At 69.0% G+C, this 21,558-nt stretch carries 16 protein-coding genes and 2 pseudogenes; 9 read left to right on the forward strand and 9 right to left on the reverse strand.

Annotated elements, in window-relative coordinates; all coding sequences use genetic code 11:
- Positions 1-439: 439 nt before the first annotated feature.
- Entirely contained in the window at positions 440-2,701 is a 2,262-nt protein-coding gene (locus CP983_RS00005; RefSeq protein ID WP_150497988.1) for an MMPL family transporter, read from the reverse strand.
- Positions 2,702-2,876: 175 nt separating this feature from the next.
- Between CP983_RS00005 and CP983_RS00010 the strand changes: the two genes are divergently transcribed.
- Positions 2,877-4,049: a sensor histidine kinase gene (locus CP983_RS00010; RefSeq protein ID WP_150497989.1), complete on the forward strand. Its 1,173-nt coding sequence runs from the start codon at positions 2,877-2,879 to the stop codon at positions 4,047-4,049.
- Positions 4,024-4,686 carry a response regulator gene (locus CP983_RS00015; protein WP_150497990.1) on the forward strand — a complete coding sequence of 221 codons (663 nt, stop codon included), beginning with the start codon at positions 4,024-4,026 and terminating at the stop codon, positions 4,684-4,686. The genes CP983_RS00010 and CP983_RS00015 overlap by 26 nt, the downstream gene beginning before the upstream one ends.
- A 198-nt stretch (positions 4,687-4,884) precedes the next feature.
- Here CP983_RS00015 and CP983_RS00020 read toward each other — a convergent pair whose 3' ends face one another.
- Positions 4,885-5,520: a hypothetical protein gene (locus CP983_RS00020; RefSeq protein WP_150497991.1), complete on the reverse strand. Its 636-nt coding sequence runs from the start codon at positions 5,518-5,520 to the stop codon at positions 4,885-4,887.
- Positions 5,521-5,609: 89 nt separating this feature from the next.
- A complete protein-coding gene (locus CP983_RS44535) occupies positions 5,610-7,412 on the reverse strand; it encodes a hypothetical protein (protein ID WP_229914580.1) in 1,803 nt (600 codons plus the stop codon).
- A 519-nt stretch (positions 7,413-7,931) separates the two neighbouring features.
- On the opposite strand from CP983_RS44535, the pseudogene CP983_RS00030 reads away from it, so the two are divergent.
- A pseudogene (locus tag CP983_RS00030) lies at positions 7,932-8,195 on the forward strand (hypothetical protein); the annotation flags it as partial.
- 357 nt (positions 8,196-8,552) lie between these two features.
- Here the strand turns inward: CP983_RS00030 and CP983_RS00035 are convergent.
- Entirely contained in the window at positions 8,553-9,491 is a 939-nt protein-coding gene (locus tag CP983_RS00035; protein ID WP_150497992.1) for a MerR family transcriptional regulator, read from the reverse strand.
- A 392-nt stretch (positions 9,492-9,883) separates the two neighbouring features.
- Between CP983_RS00035 and CP983_RS00040 the strand changes: the two genes are divergently transcribed.
- Complete coding sequence (locus CP983_RS00040) at positions 9,884-11,386, forward strand: FG-GAP repeat protein (protein WP_150497993.1); 1,503 nt, start codon at positions 9,884-9,886, stop codon at positions 11,384-11,386.
- 104 nt (positions 11,387-11,490) lie between these two features.
- Here CP983_RS00040 and CP983_RS00045 read toward each other — a convergent pair whose 3' ends face one another.
- The 5 genes and pseudogenes from CP983_RS00045 to CP983_RS00065 all read right to left on the reverse strand — a co-directional run bounded on the left by CP983_RS00045 (position 11,491) and on the right by CP983_RS00065 (position 15,842).
- Positions 11,491-11,697, reverse strand: a complete 207-nt coding sequence (locus tag CP983_RS00045) for a hypothetical protein (RefSeq protein ID WP_150497994.1) — start codon at positions 11,695-11,697, stop codon at positions 11,491-11,493.
- A 46-nt stretch (positions 11,698-11,743) separates the two neighbouring features.
- Positions 11,744-12,226 (reverse strand): hypothetical protein, encoded by a 483-nt coding sequence (locus tag CP983_RS00050; RefSeq protein ID WP_229914581.1) that lies wholly within the window; start codon positions 12,224-12,226, stop codon positions 11,744-11,746.
- 448 nt (positions 12,227-12,674) lie between these two features.
- Positions 12,675-12,874: pseudogene (locus CP983_RS00055) on the reverse strand (DUF6328 family protein); the annotation flags it as partial.
- Positions 12,868-13,701, reverse strand: a complete 834-nt coding sequence (locus tag CP983_RS00060) for a PIG-L family deacetylase (RefSeq protein WP_150497996.1) — start codon at positions 13,699-13,701, stop codon at positions 12,868-12,870. The pseudogene CP983_RS00055 and the gene CP983_RS00060, both read right to left, overlap by 7 nt.
- Positions 13,702-14,057: 356 nt before the next feature.
- Positions 14,058-15,842, reverse strand: coding sequence for a sigma-54-dependent Fis family transcriptional regulator (locus tag CP983_RS00065; protein WP_150497997.1), 1,785 nt, complete (start codon positions 15,840-15,842; stop codon positions 14,058-14,060).
- A 191-nt stretch (positions 15,843-16,033) separates the two neighbouring features.
- On the opposite strand from CP983_RS00065, the gene CP983_RS00070 reads away from it, so the two are divergent.
- The 5 genes from CP983_RS00070 to CP983_RS00090 all read left to right on the forward strand — a co-directional run bounded on the left by CP983_RS00070 (position 16,034) and on the right by CP983_RS00090 (position 21,557).
- The gene (locus CP983_RS00070) at positions 16,034-17,050 is read left to right on the forward strand and encodes an NAD(P)-dependent alcohol dehydrogenase (protein WP_229914582.1); all 1,017 of its coding nucleotides are present in this window, start codon (positions 16,034-16,036) and stop codon (positions 17,048-17,050) included.
- An 18-nt stretch (positions 17,051-17,068) separates the two neighbouring features.
- On the forward strand, positions 17,069-18,670 hold the full coding sequence (locus tag CP983_RS00075; RefSeq protein WP_150497999.1) for an extracellular solute-binding protein: 1,602 nt from the start codon (positions 17,069-17,071) through the stop codon (positions 18,668-18,670).
- Between the two features lie 81 nt (positions 18,671-18,751).
- Positions 18,752-19,630 (forward strand): carbohydrate ABC transporter permease, encoded by an 879-nt coding sequence (locus CP983_RS00080; RefSeq protein ID WP_150498000.1) that lies wholly within the window; start codon positions 18,752-18,754, stop codon positions 19,628-19,630.
- A complete protein-coding gene (locus tag CP983_RS00085) occupies positions 19,627-20,472 on the forward strand; it encodes a carbohydrate ABC transporter permease (RefSeq protein ID WP_150498001.1) in 846 nt (281 codons plus the stop codon). Before CP983_RS00080 ends, CP983_RS00085 begins: the two co-directional genes overlap by 4 nt.
- Positions 20,469-21,557: an ABC transporter ATP-binding protein gene (locus tag CP983_RS00090; protein WP_150498002.1), complete on the forward strand. Its 1,089-nt coding sequence runs from the start codon at positions 20,469-20,471 to the stop codon at positions 21,555-21,557. The genes CP983_RS00085 and CP983_RS00090 overlap by 4 nt, the downstream gene beginning before the upstream one ends.
- Position 21,558 lies beyond the last annotated feature (1 nt).

The raw sequence follows: 21,558 nt of genomic DNA on the forward strand, positions 1-21,558 counted from the left end.
CGCCCCAACACCACCTAAACAGCGCCCAGAACCCAGCCGCCGGCCCGACACCACACCCTGGATACCCACCCCAACTCCGCCCAGCCATACACAAGCACCCGCGGAACGGGCCGGCATCTGGCGGACAGCCGCGCGCCACCCGGCTCAGACACCGGAACCGCGGATCTGACGCACGAGACGTACACGGGCGCAGCAGCCGCCGCGCATCCCTTGCAGCCCTTCAAGACCAGCCACATTGACCAGCATCGGGTGCCCTGACCTGCGGATGCGGCGCCGCGGCCGGGCAGCTCAACGGCGCGAGTGACCTTCCCCAGGCGGTAGCAGCCGACGACACACCGCACCAGCCACGCCTCACGACCCCCACAACCGAACGGCCCCAGCGATACGCCCCTGAGTGACGCGCTGAGGTGCCGGATGCCAAGGGCGGGCAGGAGTTGAGTCAACGGTCAACCAGCCGTGGGCGCGGGGCTTCACCGGTGGATTCCGCGTCGGTGTCGTCGGTGCCGACCGGGCCGCGGGGAAGCGTCCGGTCCAGCCACTTCGGCAGCCACCAGTTGGTCCGGCCGAGGAGTGTCATGGTCGCCGGTACCAGCACCATGCGTACCACTGTGGCGTCGATGAAGATCGCGGTGGCCAGGCCGAGTCCCAACATTTTGGTGGAGGGGTCGTCGGCGACGGCGAAGGACAGGAAGACCGCCACCATGATGAGGGCGGCCGAGGTGATGATCCGGGCGGTGCGCGAGACGCCCTCGACGATCGCCGTGCCGTTGTCGCCGGTGCGCAGGTACTCCTCGCGTACGCGGGAGAGGAGGAACACCTCGTAGTCCATCGACAGGCCGAACAGGATGGCGAAGAGGAACATCGGGATGAACGACACGATCGGAACCGTCGCTTCCAGCCCGATGAGTGCGCCTCCCCAGCCCCACTGGAAGACCGCGACCATGATGCCGTAGGCCGCGCCGATGCTCAGCAGATTCAGCAGTACCGCCTTGAGCGGTACGAGTATCGAGCGGAAGACCAGCATCAGCAGCAGGAACGACATCGCCAGCACGGTGGCGACGAGCACGGGCAGGCGCCTGCTGGTGCGTTGGCCCACATCGGACAGGCTCGCGGCGGCGCCGCCGACGTGGGCCCTGGCCGGGCCCTGCCCGATCGCCGTGGGCAGCACGTCGGTGCGCAGCCTGGCGATGGTGTCGGCCGTGGCCTTGTCCTGAGGGCTGGTCGTCGGGAACACCACGAGGGTCGCGATGCCGGTGGCCCGATCGATGTGCGTCGGCGCGACGGATGCGATGCCCGGATCCGCCGCGACCGCCCCGACGAGTCGGTCCACCACTCCCCGATCGCCGGAGGGGTCCGCGGCAATGACGAGGGGACCGTTGGTGCCCGGGCCGAATCCCTCGGCGACGAGGTCGTAGGCCCGGCGCTCGGTACGGCTCTGCGGCAGTGAGCCGTCGTCGGGCAGGCCGACGCGCAGGCCGAGCACGGGCAGCGTCGCCGTCAGCAGCAGCCCCGCCGCGCCGAGCGCGTACGGCACCGGGTGCCGGCTGACGTGCCCGATCCAGCGACGCCACCCGGTGGCGCCTGCCGCCGGGTCCCGCCGTCGTGCGAGTCGGCCCGGCTTCCTGGTCTGCAGAGCCCGGCCGATCCGGCCGGCCCGGGCCAGACGCGGGCCCGCCGCACCGAGGAAGGCCGGCAGCAGCGTCACCGACGCGACCACCATGATCAGGACGACGATCGACACGGCAACCCCGCCCACCGTCATGAACGGCACGTTCGCGACCGCCAGGCCGAGGATCGACACGACGACGGTGCCGCCGGCGAAAACCACCGGCCGCCCCGCCGTTGCCACCGCTCGTCCGGCAGCCGCCTGCGGATCGAGCCCGCGCGCGAGGTACTCCCGGTGCCTGGCGAGCACGAACAGCGCGTAGTCGATGCCCACTCCGAGCCCGACCATGCTGCCCAGGACCGGTGCGAAGGTGGGGACCTCAGTCACCCCCGCCAGTACCGTCATCGTGGCGACTCCGATGGTCAGCCCGAAGACCGCCATGCCGATCGGCAGCGCGGCGGCGACGAGCGAACCGAACGCCAGGAACAGGATCGCGGCCGCGGCGAGGAGGCCGATCAGCTCGCTCACGCCGCCGTCGGGGTCGGAGAAGGCGTAGAAGAGGTTCCCGCCCATCTCGATGCGCAGGGGCAGTTCGGCGCGCAGCCGGTCGCCGAGATCGACGAGGGCGTCGAGGTCTTCGGCCGACAGCCGGCTCTGGTCGGGGTACTGCACCCGGATGACCGCGATCCGCCCGTCGGCCGAGACGAGGCCGCCGCGCACGGCGGTGTCCCGGCCTGTGTCGAGTGCCCCCGCCGGGTCGCTCGTGCCGAGCACGTGCGGCAGCCGCTTCACCTCGGCCCGCAGCCGCGTGAGAGCGGTGCGCGCGCCGTCGTCGTCGAAGAACGTCGCTGCGCCGTCGAGGGGGGTGACGACCACTTGGGCGGTCATTCCCTCCTGGCCGGTGCCTGCCCGCTCGATCAGTTCCGCGGCCCGCTGGGAGTCCAGTCCGGGAGCGGTCATCGAGTCCGCGGTACGCCCGCCGAAGGCGACGGCGGCCAGGACGGCGAGCGTGGTGGCGATCAGCCATGCCGCGATCACCCGCCAGGGATGGCGGGCGGCGCCCCTGCCCAGGCGCAACAGGGCTTTCGAAAGCATCGGGTCCTCCAACCACGTCGTCGGCCGTCCTTGTACGGCCGCCGATGCCGAGGCTCGCCGCCACGGCGTTCCGCGGCATCGGCCCGCGGGCCGCGGATCCGTCGGCCTCAGGGCGGAGTGACGACCCGTCCTTTCGGCCGATGCGCGGCACGCCGTGGTCCCTAGGCTGAGAACCGTGCTGCGAGACGACCTGCGAACCCTGTGGACCGAACCCCGGCCGCCCGACGTGCCCGCCCGGGTGCGGCGGGACTGGGCGCTGCTCGCGGCGGGCCTTGCCGGTGTGGCGCTGGAGGCCACCCTGCGCGAGAACGTCGTGTGGCGGCCGGTGGCGGTGGTGTTCGCCGTATGGCTGTGGCTGCTGCCCCTGTGGCGCCGGACCCGCCCGCTGGCGATGGTGACGCTGGCGTTCGGCTCGGTGGTCCTGCTTACGGTGGCCTCGCTCGTCGCCGCGGCGCGCGAGCCCGTCGGCCTCTACACCGGCGCGGTCGTGCTCGTGCTGGTGTACGCGCTGCCCCGGTGGGGATCAGGACGCGAGATCGTGCTGGGCGGCGCGCTGATCCTCGCGACCGGCACGCTGTGCGTCGTCGCGGACGAGACACCGGTCGTCGAGAAGGTCGTGGGCCTCGTCTTCCTGCTGCTGCCCGGCGTGGTCGGGGCTGCCGTGCGGTTCTGGGTGACCGCTCGCGAGCGGCAGTTGGAGCAGGTGCGCTCCCGCGAGCGCGAGCAGCTCGCACGGGAACTGCACGACACGGTGGCCCACCACGTGTCGGCCATGGTGATCATCGCCCAGGCGGGCGGCGTGCTCGCGGGCACCGACCCTTCCGCCGCCGTCAAGGCGCTGGAGGGGGTCGAGGAGGAAGGGGCGCGCACGCTGGAGGAGATGCGCGCCATGGTCGCCGCGCTGCGCGACCGCGGGGTCGGCGCCGAGCTGGCGCCTCCTGCCGGAGTCGCGGATCTGGAGCGCCTGGTGCGCACCCCGGGTGGCCGGCTCAGGGTCGACCTGGGGCTCGACGGCGAACTGGACGCGCTGCCCCCGGCCGTGGACGCGGCCGTCTACCGGATCGTGCAGGAGTCGGTGACCAACGCGCTGCGCCATGCGGTGGACGCGACCGAGCTCGTCGTCCGGGTCGCCGCGGAACGGCACACGGTACGGGTGAGCGTGCGCGACAATGGCCGGCGCACCGGGCGGGGCCGCGACGGATACGGACTTACCGGACTGCGCGAGCGCGCGACCCTGCTCGGCGGCACACTACGAGCCGGCCCGGGTACCGACCGGGGCTGGCACGTCGAAGCCGAACTGCCGGGAGCGAGGAGCGAGAGCCGTGTCCATTCGCGTCCTCGTCGCTGACGACCAGACGATCATCCGCACCGGGTTGCGGATCATGCTGAACGCCCAGCCCGGCATCGAGGTGGTCGGCGAGGCCGCCGACGGGCGGGAAGCGGTACGTCTGGCCCGCGAACTACGCCCCGACGTCTGCCTGTTCGACATCCGCATGCCTGTCCTCGACGGGCTCGAGGCCACCCGGCTGGTCGCCGGTCCGGGCGTCGCCGACCCGCTGGCCGTGGTCGTCATCACTACGTTCGACCTCGACGAGTACGTCTACGGCTCACTGCGTGCCGGCGCCCGCGGATTCCTCCTCAAGGACACGGGACCGGACCTGCTGGCGCAGGCCGTACGGTCGGCGTCCGACGGTGAGGCGCTCATCGCGCCCAGCGTCACCGTCCGTCTGCTCCAGGCATTCGCGGACCTGCCCGCCGGCCGGCCCGTGGCCCAGCCGGTCTCCCCCGTCACCGCCCGCGAGGAGCAGGTGCTCCTGGCCGTCGCTCGCGGGTTGACCAACACCGAGATCGCCGACGCACTGCACATCAGCCTCAGTACGGTGAAGACGCATCTGGCCAGCCTGATGGCCAAACTCGGCGCCCGCAATCGGGTCGAGATCGCGATGTGGGCCTACGAAACGCGCCGTATCCTCCCCGGAACCTGAGCCGGGTACCGGGCGGCCATGTCCCTTGAGTCCCCGCCCGGACATCGGTGCACCGGTCGGCTCATGTCCACGTACCTCACCCGCCCCAAAGCGTGACGTATCAGGCGCGGGAACTGGGGGTGTCTCGGTGGCGCTACCCGGAGCCGGGCCGGAGTGGTCGTGTCGGAAGGGGGTGGCACACGGAGCGCGCGGCGGCGCTCATCGCGGCTGCTGCCCTCTGACGAGCGCGGTGGGCAGTGACGCGTCGAGGATCAGGTCACGCGGCAGCGCCAGTTCGAAGCGCTGCTCAAGAACGGCGAGAGAGGCGCGGTGTGCCGTGTCCCTCTCCTTCTCCTCCGGGATTCCGGCCGCGACGATGTCGGCGCGGACGAGGTCGGCGCCCGGGCCGGTGATCTCCTGCGACCAGGTGCTCATGTACATGTCGAAGCCGCACACGTAACTGTCGTCGTGGAAGTAGGCGAAGGCGGGCGGCGGGACCTTCGGGTTCTGCTTCTCGTAGTACAGCTCGAAGACGTGGGCGCCGTTGCGGGATGTCCCGTCGTGGTACGCGGGCCCGAGGACGGACGGCCAGTGCCCGTAGGCCACCGCGAAGCCCAGGCCGGCGTGGTCGCCGTAGCGGACGACGATGCTGTCGCTGTCACCGCGCTCCGCGTCGAGCTCGTCGATGAGCTCCTCGGCCCGCGGCCCCGTGGTGGCCTCGACCGGTACGGGGCCGCCGCTCGCGGCGAGGCGGGCGGTGAGCTCTTCGCCGGTCAGGCCCCGAGCCAGCTTGATGCAGTAGCCGAGCCAGGAGATGTCCTCGTCGGCAATCCATGTGATCCCGCCGGAACTCACTGCGTGTCTCCGTTCTCCGATGTGGCGCGGCCCGGGGTCGGCCCTGTGACCGGCCCCGGGCCACACCTGTGGTGTGCGTCAGTCCGGTGCTAGCGGATGTCGCACTTGATCGTCGGTTTCGAGGCGTCGCACTTGTCGAAGCCCGGCGTCCTGACGAAATACGCGTCCTGATCGATCAGCCGGAGCTCCTTGGCGAACGTGGGGAAGCGGCTCATCGAGGTGGAGTTGACCCACCCGGACATCGCGGACCGGCCGCACACTTCGGACCACGTCGGCGCTGCAGTGCGCTCGTCATCGTACAGTCGCCAAGTGGCGTCCGACAGCTTGGTCGCGTAGGTCTGCGCACACCTGTCGCCCGAGCTGACCTGGTTCGTTCCGCCCATGTCGGAGGGCATCCCGCCGCTGTTGTAACTCGCCGCGAAGGTGAACTCGTCACAGGACGACTTGTCGCCGGCGGAGATGTCCGTCACCGGTGTGGTGTCCGGGTGGCCGGACTTGGCGGCCCAGCCGTCCGGGCAGATGACCCTGCGGTTGGCGTCGGGGTCGCGGCCGTACTTGTTGCGCTCACCGTGCTCGCCCGTGTCGCCCCTGCGGTCGGGGAGGTAGGTCAGCGGCGCGCCCTTGCGGATCTTCGCCTGGATCAGCCAGGCGTGCGCGGCGGCCGCCGGGGTCTTGGCGGTGTTGAACACGTAGCCGGGCATGTAGTCCCGGAACACGCAGCCCGCCGGGGAGTACACCATGTCGCAGCGCGCATAGACCGGATTGCCGATGAAACCCTGGCTGTTGTCCGTGGGGAAGGTCTCCGGCACCGAGGTGGAGAAGGTCGCGTACGGTGCGAACGCCAGCGCCTGGGAGAGGTCGGAGTCCTTCTTGCCGGACTCGTCCGGCACACCGCCGGACCACTGCACGGTGGCCGTCGCGGTCTCCTCGTGCGGGTCGATGTCGTAGGAGCCGCCCCATATCAGGTTGCCGTCCCAGGCGTAGGAAGGCTTGTCGGCGCACCCGGCGGAGCACTGCGGGGAGATGGTCAGCTTGATCGCCCCGGGCTGCGCGGGGAACGGCAGGTGTCCGGCGGGCATCGGCAGCGGTGTGACACGGGCCCACAGTTTCAGCTCCGTGCCGGTCAGCGCCGTGCTCATGTGGGAGGAGTACAAGAACTCCTGATAGCCCTTCTCGTCCTGGCCCGTCTGATCGGTGACCTGGACGGAGAACTTCCCGTACATGCACGCCTTGTCGCGGGTGAAGACCGACAGGTACGTGCCCTGCGCGGCGCCCACTTCGCAGGAGTCATGCAGCGGCGGGTTCGCGGCCCGCGTGGACTTCAGCTTCGCCCTGGCTGCGCGGGCGGCTTCCAAGTCCGCCTTCGTGGCGGGCTTCCAGGCGATGCACAGCCGGTCACCCCGCGCGGTCGCCTCACAGTGCTGTTCACCCGCGGCGTCCCTGGTCTGCACCGAACCCCAGCCGGGGACCGGCTGCCAGGAGGTGTCGAACGCCGGGTCCGTCGCGTCCCTCTTGGGTGCCGGGAGGGTGATGTCGACCTGCCGGCCCCGGGTCTTGAACGTCGCGTAGGGCGACCAGTCCGTCTCGTAGAGGGAGCCGTCGTAGGCGGAGGTACGGAACGCGTAGGTGGTGGCGGGCTTGAGGTTGCCGTGCGGGACGGTGACCGTGGCCTTCGAGCCCGAGGCCACCATCTTGGACACGATGACGCCGTACTCGGCGGACACGTCGCCCTCGTTGGCCGGGTCAGCGTTCTGGCCCGTGAGCTTCACCTTGGCCTTCGGCTTCCCGGCCGCGTCGACGGTCCACACCTCGAAGGTGAGGTTCGCCTTGTCCCCGTCAGGGTCCGTGACCGAGTTGCGCAGTTGAGCCACGGTGCGGTCGACCTGCCACACGGTGCCGCTCTGCTTCCATGTGGGTCCGGCTTCCGGCTTGCTTCCCGACGCCGGGCGGCCACCGGCTCGGGTGCCCTTCTCCGGCCCGGCGGCCGGACGCGACGACGGAGCGTAGTTTCCGTTCGCAATGGGATCCGGGCTGTCGGCGGCAGACGCCACGCCGGTGCCGAGTAACAGGGCCGCGGTGGTGACGCCGATGGTTATTCGGGACAGGCAGCGATTTCTTTTCCTCGTTCCAGACACGCTGGATCGTCCTTTCAGGCCCGGCCCCGCGAGCTTATAACTGAGCAAGTCCCCCGGGGCGCAGGCTGGTTGGTGGTCTGAGTCGCGCCGGGAACCTTCCTACAGGCCACCGTGTCGCCGCCCCAAGGTCATCAACTGGGGCGTTCGACCCGAAACGTAGGTAGTGGACGTGATGAGGCCGACGTTTGGAGAGGGTTGCAGCGCGAATCCTCCAAACCCTGGGAAGCGGTCGCTGTGGGTGCCCTCCAACTCGCCAGTAGGGAACAGGCGTCAGGGTTGAGGGTGTCGTCTCCGGGCGGTGGCCACCAGCTGCGTCACCTCCGCACCGCTGAGAACGACGTGATCGTGGAGGCCACACCGCCGGATCCCCCCGGCGAGCTGGACTGGCCCAGCACCTGGACCGACCGGGACAGCCGTGACCGCACCCCCAGCGTGCGCAGCCGCGAGCTGTCCGGCGTGGCTACCGAGCTCGGCTACGGCACCACCGGTCTGACCATCGGGCAGCGCTGGTTCGGTCTGAATCACTGCAACCGAGACGGCTGGCCCCCTTCACCCTTGGTGCGCTGCTGAACCAACTGGGAGCGGCAGCCCGCCGCCGGCAGCTTGGCTCGTGGGCGGGGCCGTCGAGGGCAGCGGCCGACGGTTTGCCGGAGGCCACCTTTTCTCAAGGACCACATGTGCTTAAGGACCACATGGCCCACCAACTGCCGGTGGGGTGAAGCGGGTTGCGCTTCGGTCCCCCGCTGCCCAGCCTCGCTCCCGGCCCCGCACTCACCGCACCGCATCGCCCTCGTTCTCTACGACCGAGCTCGTTCAGTCGCACAGTGCGGGATCCCGGAACACGTCGACGAGGGCAGCAACGTCCTCCATGCACCCACACCCACGACCTCCGGCCCACTACCGTTCCATTCGGACTCGCACGGCCTCGATGGACCAGTTGAACGCCGGCACCAGGCTCTCCGGAGCGGGCCAGCCGTTGATCACTGCGAGCAGCTGGAGGTGCCGGTCCCAGCGTGGGTCGCTCACACTCTCCAGCCGGGCCAGCAGCAGGCGGCGCAGCTCGGCGTCGTCGGGGCGGCCGAGCGCGTGTGCACAGTGAGCCGCAAGCGTCGCAACGATCGAATCGGCATGGTGCGAAGCCGGGGTGATGCCCGCCGCCAGGGCGGGGCCGACCCGGTCACGGACGACTGCGCCGAGGTTGCGGCGCGGGCCCGTGGTGTCGCCTTGTGCCTGCTCGGCCGCATGGTCGTCGGCCATTCGCCGCACGCCGGCGCGGAAATCCGGGTCTGCGGCCAGTTCGGCCCACTCCGCCCATGCCCGGATCTGCTCCGCCTCGGGGGTGTCGGGTATCTCGGGGGTCATCGAGCGCCTGATCCCCGCCAACGCGGGGTGGGTGTCGAGACTGCCGAAGGCGGCATCGAGGAAGTCCCCGATCAGACGTCGGCGTTCGTCCTCGGAGAGCTGGGCCAGTTTGTGCATGAGATCCGTCTCTTCAGCAGTGAGCCCCCGCTCGGCCACCGCTGCCAGCACCGCATGCCGCTGACGCAGGACGCGGATCTGCACGGCCAGGGCTTCGGCGTGCGTTGCGGCGACCTCCGGAAGCGAGAGTTCCCGGTTCACGACCCTGCGGATCGTGGGCAGGTCCACCCCCAGGTCTCGCAGGGTCCGCACAAGGTCCAGGCGCGCGACAGCGTGGATGTCGTAGAGGCGGTAGCCGGCCGGGCTGCGGTCCGTCGGCGCCACGATCCCGCGATCGGAGTAGAACCGAATGGTCTTGACCGTCAGGCCGGTCCGCCGGGCCAGTTCGCCGATCGAGTAGAGCGTGTCGCCGTCCATGCCCCCACCTTGCCGTCTCCCCCTACGGGAGACTCAAGCCCATCAACCTGCCGACGGCCGATCGCTCCACAGGCGTTGACAACGCCTCGAGGGAATCCGGGGGTAGCGTGGCCGGCTGCCGTCGTTGCCGACTCCGGGCCACCCCAGGCCCGGGTGCGGCCCCTCCCGCCTCCGCGACGAACGACCGACCTGGCGTACAACCCTTCATGAACCTCAGGTGTCTTCCCGGTTGAGTGCCGCACTGCCCGGCACTCAGAGCTATCGGACCGGTCTGTCTCTGTTTCGGCGTCACGCCGATGAAGTGATCTCGCACCTCTGCCGACCACCCCCACGCACCCCACCGCGGCCGAGCGGCACGCCGTAGGACATCTAGGGACCAAGGAGTTCCTCCTGTGCGTCACATCAGAAGCGCGGTCCTCGCGGCCGCAGCACTCCTCACCTTCGGTGGCGGCGCCGTGTTCGCGGCTCCCGCCGCACAGGCCGCGGTGCCCTTCCCGTCGATCGGCTGGCAGCAGCGCAACTGCGACTACGACGGCAACGGTTTCGACGACGTGCTGACCGGCGCCCCGGGGGCCACGGTGAGCGGCGCCACGGGCGCCGGCTACGTCACCGTCCAGTACAGCTCGTCCAGCGGTCTCAGCACCACCAGGAAGAGCGTGCTGCACCAGAACACCTCGGGTGTCCCGGGCGGTGCCGAGGCCGGCGACGGTTTCGGGCGTGCCGTGGCTTCCGGTGACCTGGACAACGACGGTTACGACGACGCCATCGTCGGCATCCCCGGCGAGGACCTGGCTGGGCTGTCCGACGCGGGCGGCGCCACGATCTTCTGGGGGTCGCCGACCGGGCTGCACGGGTCCGACAGCACCTGGCTGGAGAACACCGCCGCGCCGCGGGCCGGTGCGAACTTCGGCCGGGCGATCGAAGCGGCCCGCTACTTCGCCCCGGACCCGGCGGACCCCAACGCCGACCCGCGTGACTCGATCGCCGTCCTGGAGGACGACGCCCTGCTGTTCTTCGCCGCCCAGCCCGGCGGGGCGGGACAACAGGTCAACATGTCGCAGGGCAGCCTGCGGGCGCGGGACTTCGCGCCGGCGGACAGCGGCTTCGAGTTCCGCAGTCTCAGCCACGGCAACTACAACGAGGACTCCTTCGCCGACCTGGCCGTCTCAGGCGTCACCACCGGCGACCAGCCCGGCATCGGCACGGTGCACGTGCTGCACGGTGCTCCGGACATCAGTGAGCTCGGCGACGGCGGTACCTTCCCCGGCGGCCCGGCGATCGTCTCCGGCGACTGGGACGGCACCGGTCAGGACGACCTCGTCATCGGCGACACCGGCGCGGGCTCACCGCGGGGCGGCGGGATCAGCCTCTACGCGGGCCGCGGCGACCTGTCCGGTCTGGAACCGGAGCCGGTGCAGTACTGGACCCAGGACTCCAGCGGAATCCCCGGCGTCGCCGAGACGGGCGACCAGTGGGGCGCGGAGCTGTCGGCCGGCGACACCGACGGCGACGGCCACCCGGACCTCGCCATCGGCGCACCCGGCGAGGACATCGGCAATGTCTCCAACGCGGGCGCGGTGTGGGTGCTGCGCGGCGACCGGACCGGCTTCACCAACGTCGGCGCGAAGAGTTTCGACCAGCAGCTCGCCGACATCCCCGGCACGGCCGAGACCTCGGACCGCTGGGGCGGCCACGTCCGGCTGATCGACGCAAACAAGGACGGCCGCTTCGGCCTGCTCGCGGCGGCACCGGGCGAGAACACCAACGACGGATTCGTATGGGTCATCCCCGCCTCGCCGTCGGGACTGGTCGCCCAGGGCACCTGGAACTACGGCGGAGCCCGGCTCGGGGCACCCGCGGCCAACGCGCAGTTCGGGGCAGCGATCGACGAGTAACGCCCCCGGCGACGGGCCCCCGGCCAGAGCGTCCGTTTGTACCCCAGCCGGATGTGTCCGACCTCGGCCCGGGCATCCTGGCTTCGGAAACCGCACCCCGGCCGTCAACTCGCCTCCTGATAGGCGCTGTCCAGGGCGGCCAAGGCATCGTCGACGGTCGTCGTAGTGGCGGCGAAGAGACCTCGGATCCGTGCGAAGTGAGTCACAGCGTCCAGCATCTGGGCGAGGACTGCTTCCAACCGGCTCAAGGGCTTCTGCGGCATCGCCACCAGATACGAGAGGACCGCCACCTCATACGAGGCAGCGGTCACACTCGCGCGATGTCTGCTCCGGGCAGGATCCGTTCGAAGACGGGCCTTAGTACCAGGCGGTCTCAGCCAGACGCTGGTTGTCGCAGAAGAGCACCGCCTTGCTCAGCCGGCCGTCGAGGTTGTTGATCACCTTGGTGTAGGCGTAGTCGATCCCCGGGTCGACTGTTTCGAGCACCCACACGGTGCTGGTGTCCGTGAGGCGGTTGCTGTGTGCGGCGCAGCCCTCCGGCGCGTTCTCGATGCGGGCGAACGAGCCGCACCCGGGGCTGTAGAAGTACTTCAGGGTGATGGTGCGCCCTGCGTAGACCGCCGTCTTCGTCGCCCCGCCGGGCACGTTGGGCTGGTAGTAGCTTCCCGAGCAGGAGGTCTGTTCGGGGTAGAGGCCCTCGTTGGGAAGGTTGCCGTAGCTGGCGCTCTCCATGGGAGCCGCCTGAGCCTGTAACGGCGTCATCGCTGCCAGACCGAACGCGAAGGCGACACCGAGCAGCGCACGCCAGCCCTGGCGGCCGGTTTCTCTCTTCCGCTTCAAGATCACGTCCTTCGTCCTCCTCAGGTTGAATCCCGCGACGTCACGCTGGACCGTTCTCCAGGCGCAAGACTAGAAACCCGCAGACAGGAAGGGACCCTGACAAATGTCAGGGTCCCCCAGACCACACCCGACACCTCGCGGACCGAACACTGGCGGGCCGCCAGCTCGTGAGGGTGAGCGTGGCGAGCGGTATGTTCTCGTCCGGGGCGTGTCCCCGGATGAGGCGGTCGGGGATCGTGGCGCAGGTGTCCGCCACGCGGGACGACCAGGAGGAAAAGGCACCGACGCCGCGGACTAGCAGATGCCCATGCGGGGCACCCCGCTACTTCACCAGCTGTACCACCGAACTCGCCTTGCCTACATGCCTGGTCGTCGGGCGCCGAGCGTCGGCGAAGCCAGGCAGGCAGGCAGGCAGGCAGGCAGGCAATCCGTACCAGCACACGGCGAATCACAACATGACACTGCCGACCAGCAGTTCGGCGAGCAGGTTCGGCACGACGACGTGGAGGAGAAGCAGCAGCGTGCCACCGATCGTCGGCGCGAGCAGCACCATCCCGAACACCATCAGCCTGCCCGCGACTCTGACGATGTGGTCCTTCATGCGCTGCCCGGACAGCACCGGTGTATGGAGAGCGGTGCAATCAGCGCAGTCCGGCGAAGAGATCGTTCTCCGGTAGGGCGGCCCCGGTGGCGTCCTGGACGCGCACGAAGGTTTCCATGCCCATCAACTCGCTGAACCTCTCCTTGCCCATCCTGAGGAAGAAGATGTTCTCGCCCTGGCTGGCGTGCGCGGCGAGTGCGTCGAACTTCTGACCGCTGAACTCGGTGGTGTCCACCCACGTGGTGATCTCATCGTCGGGGAGGCCGATCTCGGCCAGCGCGGCGGCCTCGGCGGGATCCGGCTCCGGCATGTCCTCACCGAACTCGCGCATGATCTCACCGAAGCGCTGCATTCCCGAGCGGGGCATCGTGGTCCAGTACACCTTCGGGGTCAGCGCGGTCATCTCCAGCGCCGCCATTGTGATGCGGTGGGCTTGGATGTGGTCGGGGTGGCCGTAGAAGCCGTTCTCGTCGTAGGTGACGACGACATCAGGTCGGTAGTGCCGCATGAGTTCCGCGAGTCGGGCAGCGCCTTCCTCCACAGGGGTCCGCCAGAAGGATCCGGGGGCGTCGTTGCTCGGCCAGCCCATCATCCCGGAGTCGGCGTAGTCCAACATCTCCAGATCGCTGACCTTCAGGACGCCACAGCTCGCCTCGAGTTCCTGACGGCGTATCAGGGCGACCGCCGCCGGATCGTGCCCGGTGGCGCCCGGCTTGACGCCCCCCGGCCCGTCACCGCAACCGCCGTCGGTACACGTCACGAGAACCGTACGGATGCCTTCCGCCGCGTACCTCGCGAGGACCCCTCCGGTTCCGGTGGCCTCGTCGTCGGGGTGGGCGTGTACTGCCATGAGCGTCAAGGGCCGGTCGGTCATGAAAAAGTCCTCCTGCATAAATACGTCTTGGTCCGACTGCGCGGCGGGCGTACCGCTCCTGAGGTCCGGATCCTGGTGGGGCGACGACCTCTCGTCGCCGAGTTCCCCGCCCGGGCGACGCCGGTCTCTCGGTCGATGCAACCGTGCCGGCAGGACGGCTGTTCCCGGCGCGGCCGCATGGCCTTCCAGGTGCCGGCGTTTCAGTGCGAACGAGATAAGGGCGTGACCTGCATTGCCCTGGCGCACTGCGTCTGGCGTGTGGTGCCCAGCCGCACAGTCTCACGGTGGATCCGCCCCGCCATCGCCGCCACAGGGCCCGGCGCCGCACCCCGCCACACGCGTGCGGGAACGGCCGGTCACGTCAGGCTGGACGGGACGATCCCGTAGCGGCGCATCTTGCGGTACATGGTGGCGCGGGAGATCCCGAGGTCCTGCGCGGTCCTCTGGACATTGGAGTTGCGGTCCATCAGCCCGCGCAGGATGGCGTCGCGTTCGAGCGCCTCGATGGTGGTCAGGACCTTGTTCGACGACACGCGGCATTCCGGCGGCAGGTCGTCGGCGTGGATCACCGGGCCCGAGGCGCGCCGTGCCAGCCCCCGGATCACCGACTCCAGTTGCCGGACGTTCTCGGGCCAGGGGCAGCGCTGCAGCATGGTCAGCGCGTCCGTGGAGAACCTGCTGTCTCCGCTCGGCCGGTACTTGCGCAGGAAGAACCGTGCCAGGTGTTCGGTGTCCCCGTAGCGATGGCGCAGCGCCGGTACCTCCCCCGAGGCGCGGCAGACCCGGTCGAGCTCGTCGTCGGCGCTGACCATCGACGGCTGGCTGGTCATGACCACCTGCGCGGTCGCGCTGCCGTCCCTCCGCGCCAGCACGTTCGTCAGCCGCTGCCGCAGTTCGTCGCCCAGCAGGTGCACATCACTCAGCAGGAGAACGTTGGACGGCACACCGAGCAGCTCACCGATGTCGTGCAGCCAGCGCTCGATGACGGCGGGCGCATCCGAGGGCGGTGCTTCCCGCACCTCCAGCCGACGCCCGGCGCCATGGACCCGGTGCAGAGCCTCGACCAGAGTCTTCTTGCCGACGCCGGCCTCGCCCGTGAGATGCAGCCATGTCCCGGCGACGAACGCTGTTTCGCTGTCGGCGACCGCGCGCAGCCAGGGCGGGGACGAGCCCACCAGTCCCAGGCTGGAGCGGGCGGGCGGGGCGGAGACTGCGGGTGTGGGCTGGGCCCGTCCGATCAGCCGGACCCGGAAGACGGCGCCGGCGTCGCTGTCCTCGCGCCGGCAGCGACTGACCCTGAGCTCGGCGACCCGCCCCGAGGGCAGGGCGATGCTGCGGGTCCCCTCCAGCCGGTGGTGTTCGGCGATCTCACGGGCGTGGTCGAGCAGCGCGTACTGATCGGGCCCGGTCACGGCGGCACTGAGCTGATCGTTCATCATCACGACATCACGGTTGAGCGCCAGCACGGGTCCCGGGCGCGCCGAGGAGCACGCCTCCATGTAGTCATGGAAGAGCGCGCGCTCGCGCCGCGAGGTGATCGCCGCGATCTCGGCCTCGATCTGCGCCGCAACCGAGCGGGCGAAGGCCATCAGCATGCCGTCGGAGCCCTGACGGATGGTGGTGAGGTTGAACGCTCCCAGCAAGGTGCTCCGGGTGGGATGCAGGATCGGCACCGCCGCGCAGTGGAACTCCCGCAGCTCCTCGACGTAGTGCTGCCTTCCGGCGATCACCACCGGGCGGCCGCTGGCGAGCGCGGTCCCGATGCCGTTCGTGCCGACGTAGCGCTCGGCGAAGACGTGGCCCGGGGCCAGACGCACGCGGTTGAGGTGCGTCGTCAGACCCTCGTGAGACACCTTCCGCGACAGCACCACGCCGTTGCGGTCCGTGATGATCGTGGAGACCGGGTCGTCGGCGAGCTGCTCGTGCAGCCTGTTGAGGATGGGCAGCGCCGCCCTGGCCAGGGGGCTGTCCAGATTGGGGTTGTCCAGGTAGGGAGCGTCAAGGCTGCCGGACTTCACCTTGTACTCGATCGAGCGTTGCCACGAGGCAACCACCAGTGGCCGGGCGCTCGGGTCGTTGGTGGCCTCCAGGTAGAGCTCTCTGGCTGCTTTCAGTGAGTTCCCGGGTTGGTGTCGGGGCATTTAACTCTCCCGTGCGGCGCGCGTCACATTCCTCGGTGCAGTGATTGGAGCAGCCCGGGGGCATCGCGCCTACGGCGTGTATCACATTGAGACATTCGCGGACGGATTCTGAGACATCGACCTGCGAACGACGGCCTGTGTAATCGGCGCACCCCCCAAACGCCGACTCGCAGGGAGCCGCCTTGAAAGCCGTGCAGGTCATCGAATACGACGAGCCGCCCGTGCTCGTGGATGTGCCGGATCCGCAGATCACCGGCCCGCTGGATGTGATCGTGAAGATCGGGGGCGCCGGAGTCTGCCGGACCGATCTGCACATCCTCGAAGGACAGTGGAAGGAGAAGAGCGGGGTCGCCCTTCCGTACACGATCGGTCACGAGAACGCCGGCTGGGTCGCGGAGGTCGGGGAGGCCGTCACCAACGTCGACGTGGGTGACCCCGTCATCCTGCACCCGCTGGTGACCTGCGGACTGTGCCGCGCCTGCCGGGCCGGAGACGACGTGCACTGCATGAACTCGGCCTTCCCCGGCATCGACGCTGCAGGTGGCTACGCCGAGTACCTCAGGACCAGCGCCCGCTCGGTCGTGCCTCTCGCCCCGTCCCTGGAGCCGGCCTCTGTGGCAGCCCTGGCCGACGCCGGGCTCACCGCATACCACGCCGCCGCCAAGGCTGCCCGGGCACTGTGGCCTGGTGACAAGGCCGTCGTCATCGGCGCCGGCGGACTCGGGCACATCGGAATCCAGGTGCTGCGAGCCCTGTCGCCGGTCGAGATGATCGTCATCGACCGCAGCCCCGAGGCTCTCGCGCTGGCCAAGGAACTCGGCGCCGACCACACGCTCCTCGCGGACGGCAGCGAGGCCGACCGCGTACGGGACCTCACGGCGGGGCACGGGGCGGAGGCCGTTCTTGACTTCGTCGGTGAGGGCGGCGCCGTCGAGACGGGCGTGGCCTGCCTGCGCCGCAACGGCAACTACTACGTCATCGGCTACGGCGGCCACCTCCACGTGCCGACGATCGACGTCATCTCCACGGAGATCAACTTCATCGGCAATCTCGTGGGGTCCTACAACGACCTGTCCGAGCTGATGGTCCTGGCGGCCCACGGCAAGGTCACCCTCCACACCCAGCGCTACCCCCTCGCCTCCTTCCGGCAGGCCCTCGACGACCTGCACGCCGGCGCCGTCCGCGGCCGAGCGATCTTGATTCCCTGACACCGCAGGAGAAGCCCCATGCGCAGCAGACCGTACAAGGGCCTGGTCGCCGTAGCGGCCGCAGCGGCTCTGACCGCCACCGCGTGTACCGCCCAGGACGAGGCACAGCAAAAGCCCAAGGAGAAGACCGCGCTCTTCAAGTCCGGCTCGGACATCAGCTACCAGAAGTACGGCAAGAACTACCCGACGACGAAGGTCAAGGACGTCCCCGGCTCCTGCAGCTACGAGTCGATCAGCCGCAAGGACTACTCGGGGCAGACACTGAAGATCATCAGCCATGCCGTCCCGGTCATCGGTGAGCCGACGCAACTGCATGCCAAGCAGTTCGAGGAGATCACCGGCGGGAAGGTCGAGGTGGTCAACGTCCCCTTCGGCGAGCTGCACCAGAAGATCCTCACGCCCCTTCAGGCGGGCCAGCCGGCGTACGACGTCATGTTCTACCCGTCCCTGTGGATCGGCGACATGGCCCCGTACCTGGCACCGGTCCCGGAGAAGTACCTCAACACCACCGGCATGCAGGACGTCACCGCGGCCTACATGGACGTGGCGACCTGGGACGGCAAGGTCATGCAGTACCCGGTGGACGGCGACCGGCACTACCTCAAGATCCGCGCCGATGTGCTGCAGGACCCCAAGTGGCAGGCACAGTACAAGAAGGCGACGGGCAAGGACCTGAAGGTCCCCACCACCTGGACCGAATACCAGGACATAGCCGAGGCCTTCAGCGGCAAGGACTTCGACGGCGACGGCAAGAAGAACTACGGCAGCGCCGAGGTCACCAAGCGCGATGACCTGACGTTCTCCGCGTTCATCAGCCGGGCGGCGCCCTACGTGAAGAATCCGGACGTCAAGGGCGGTGTCTTCTTCGACGAAGAGACCATGAAGCCGCTCATCAACACGCCCGGCTTCGTCCGCGCCCTGCAAGACATGGTCAAGGCGAAGTCCACCTGGGCACCCGGCGGCTCCAACTTCGGCCTGGGAGACGAGATCTTCTCCTTCGGAGGCGGCCAGACCCTGATGTCCTACTCCTGGGACGACGCCTTCATCCAGGCCCAGCAGCCGGACAGCAAAATCCGCAACACGGTTCAGGCGGCGCCGCTACCGGGCTCCACCGAGGTCTACAACCGCACCACGAAGGCGTGGGACAAGAAGGCGAACCAGGCGGCCTACTTCACCTGGGGATGGACCTCCGCGGTGGCCAAGGCCTCCAGCCACCAGGAGATGGCCTTCGACTACCTGTGCTTCTTCAGCAACGAGGCCAACACCGCTCTCGACCTGACCATCGGACGTTTCGGCGTCAACCCCTACCGCATCTCCCACTTCGCACCCGAGTTCTGGGAGAAGCAGGGCTGGGACAAGGACGTCGCCAAGGCGTACGTGGACACGCTCTCCGGCATGGAGGAGAACCCCAACCGGGTCTTCGACCTGCGTGTCCCCGGCGTCAACCAGTACATGTCCGCGCTGGCCAACGGAGTCGCCGCGGCGCTGGCGGGCCAGGAGTCCCCGCAGCGGGCGCTGGACGGCGTGGCCAGGGAATGGGCCAAGATCACCGACCAGATCGGCAAGGACAAGGTCCAGAGCGCCTATCGCAACGTGGTCGCGCTCGAGGACGAGTCCTGATCCGAACGCAGGGCATCCCGGGTGGCCGGACCGCACCGGCCGGCCATCCGGGGGATCCCGCTTCCTTCCGCAAGGAGACCCATGGACGGCCTGCGCCGGCACAAGAGCATGTTCCTCCTGCCGGGACTGCTCACGCTCTTCCTGATCATCATCTTCCCCCTTCTGTTCACCATCCGCGTCAGCTTCTCCGGCTGGAACGTCAGCAACCCTCAGATGGACTTCATCGGAGGCGCCAACTACACCGCGATGCTGGACGACAGTCGATTCTGGACCTCCATCACCCGGCTGATCCTGCTCGCGGGCGGCACAGTCCTGATCCAGTACCTCATCGGCTTCGGCATGGCCCTCCTGGTCTGGCGCGAGGCACGCGGCCGCAGATTCTGGCGGGTGCTCTTCCTCGTCCCCATGATGACCACCCCCGTGGTGATGGCCGCCATCTGGCAGACGATCTTCCATGAGTCGCTGGGGCCGATGAACGACCTCCTGGGGATGCTGGGCCTGCCGAGGATTCCCTGGCTCACCGAGTCCGGACCGGCCCTGTTCGCGCTGATGACCGTCGAGGTCTGGCAGTGGACCCCCTTCATGTTCCTGTTGCTGCTGGCCGGCCTGCTCAGCCTTCCCAAGGAACCGTTCATGGCCGCCGCGATCGACGGCGCCGGCACCTGGCGCACCTTCTGGAAGGTGACCTTCCCGCTGATGGCACCGGTCTCGGTGGCGGCGGTCATCATCCGGCTGATCGAGGCGTCCAAGCTCTCCGACAGCGTCTACGTCCTGACGTCCGGCGGACCGGGGTCCTCCACCGAGACCCCGGGCTACTACCTCTACATCCAGGGCCTCCGCGATCAGCAGACCGGCTACAGCGGGGCGATGTCCCTGACCTACCTCGTCCTGATGATCGTCACGCTCACGATCGTCGCCGCCCTTCTCACCAGGGCCCTCAAGCTGAAGGGGGATTCATGAGGTCGCGCCTTTATCCCGTGTTCAAGTACACCGTGATCGCCCTGTGGGCGTGCTTCGTCGCGGGACCGTTCTTCTGGGCCATGACGACCAGCTTCAAGAACGCCAACGCCGTCCAGGGCGGTCCCACCTACGTCCCCTGGGCCCAGTACGAGCCCACCCTCACCGGCTGGCGCAACATCTTCGGCGGAGCCGGCGGCGTCGACGTGATCGATCCCTTCATCAACAGTGCCATCGTCACGATCGCCGCGTCCGCCATCAGCCTGGCCCTCGGGTCACTGGCCGCCTACGCGCTCTCCCGGTACCGGTTCAGGCTGGGCTTCATCAAGAACAGCGACATCGTCTTCTTCTTCGTCTCCCAACGGATCATGCCGCCCGTCGTCCTGGTGATCCCCTTCTTCTACCTCCTGCAGTGGGGCGGCCTCCTGGACACCATCCCGGGCCTGGTCATCGTGACGGTCGCGCTCCTTCTACCCATCGCGGTCTGGGTAATGGTGGACTTCTTCAACGGCATCCCCCGCGAGATCGACGAGATGGCGATGCTGGACGGCTGCCCCCCGTTCCAGACCTTCGTACGGGCCATCCTGCCGAACTCCCTGCCAGGGCTGACCGTCGCGGCGATGTTCTGCGCCGTGTTCGGCTGGAACGACTTCTTCTTCGCCTTCCGGCTGACCTTCACCGAGGTCCAGACCCTGCCTCAGGCGGTCGTCGCTCTCAACTCCTCCATTCCACCGTGGTGGACGCTGTCCGCCGCCGCGCTCTTCGGCGTGGCACCGCTGATCCTGCTCGCCCTCTGGGTCGAGCGCCTCCTGTCCAAGGGGAACCTCTCGGGAGCGGTCCGATGAACCTCAGCACCACCGATCTGTGCCTGACCGTCGACGGCGTCGACCACCTCAAGAACGTGACCGCCACCTTCCGGCCGGGACGGCTCCACACCATCATCGGCCGGACGATGGCGGGGAAGACAACGCTGCTGCGAGCCCTGGCCGGCCTGCAAAAGGTGGACTCCGGCTCGCTGACCCGGGCGGGAGCCGACTTCCTGAAGACGCCGGTATGGCGGCGCGACACCGCCATGGTCTACCAGCAGTTCATCAACTACCCGCACCTCAACGTGTACGACAACGTGGCCTTCCCGCTGAAGCGGGCCGGGCTGTCACGGGACGAGGTCAAGCAGCGAGTCCGGCAGAGTCTGGCGAGCGTGGGGCTGGCGGACTTCGAGAAGCGCAAGCCCTCCCAGCTCTCCGGCGGCCAGCAGCAGCGCGTCGCGATGGCTCGCGCGCTGGCCCGTGGCACCGGCATCCTCCTGCTCGACGAGCCGCTGGCGAACCTGGACTACAAGTTGCGTGAACAGCTGCGCGACGAGTTCAAGGCCCTCTTCTCGGACCGGGGCGACGCGATCGTCATTTACACGACCACCGAACCCGCCGAGGCGATGATGCTCGGGGACGTGGTCCTTGTCATGCACGAGGGCCAAATCCTCCAGAGCGGCACCCCGCAGGAGGTCTTCGAACGCCCGGCGACCACCACGGTGGCGTCCATCATCAACGACCCGCCCATGAACATCTTCGCGGGCCGACTCGAGGGCGGCCAGGTCACGGTGGCCGGCTTCCAAGCCACGCACGTCTCCGCGCACCTGGCCGACCTGCCCGACGGCGCCTACCAGTTCGGCCTGCGCGCCACTGACGTCAGCCTGGCTTCCAGCGGTGTCGAAGGCGAGGTCACGTTCGTCGAGATCTCCGGATCCGAGACCTTCGTCCACGTGGTCGTCGGCGAGACCCCCTTCGTCGTACAGATCGAGGGCATCCACGACGTCGCCCTCGGCGACCTGGTCAGGCTCCGGCTCCGTCCCGACCGGCTGTTCGCCTTCGACGAGCGGGGGGCGCTCGTGCAGACACCTTCGTACGATCTCGCTTCAGTGGAAGGCCGTTGAT

This window comes from Streptomyces chartreusis, assembly GCF_008704715.1.
Lineage (GTDB): Bacteria > Actinomycetota > Actinomycetes > Streptomycetales > Streptomycetaceae > Streptomyces > Streptomyces chartreusis.

Excerpts from the sequence above, each read along its gene's own strand:
- CP983_RS00080 (WP_150498000.1), top strand. The coding sequence starts at position 18,752 with ATGGACGGCCTGCGCCGGCACAAGAGCATGTTCCTCCTGCCGGGACTG.
- CP983_RS00065 (WP_150497997.1), bottom strand. The coding sequence starts at position 15,842 with ATGCCCCGACACCAACCCGGGAACTCACTGAAAGCAGCCAGAGAGCTC.
- CP983_RS00005 (WP_150497988.1), bottom strand. The coding sequence starts at position 2,701 with ATGCTTTCGAAAGCCCTGTTGCGCCTGGGCAGGGGCGCCGCCCGCCAT.
- CP983_RS00035 (WP_150497992.1), bottom strand. The coding sequence starts at position 9,491 with ATGGACGGCGACACGCTCTACTCGATCGGCGAACTGGCCCGGCGGACC.
- CP983_RS00085 (WP_150498001.1), top strand. The coding sequence starts at position 19,627 with ATGAGGTCGCGCCTTTATCCCGTGTTCAAGTACACCGTGATCGCCCTG.
- CP983_RS00075 (WP_150497999.1), top strand. The coding sequence starts at position 17,069 with ATGCGCAGCAGACCGTACAAGGGCCTGGTCGCCGTAGCGGCCGCAGCG.
- CP983_RS00090 (WP_150498002.1), top strand. The coding sequence starts at position 20,469 with ATGAACCTCAGCACCACCGATCTGTGCCTGACCGTCGACGGCGTCGAC.
- CP983_RS00060 (WP_150497996.1), bottom strand. The coding sequence starts at position 13,701 with ATGACCGACCGGCCCTTGACGCTCATGGCAGTACACGCCCACCCCGAC.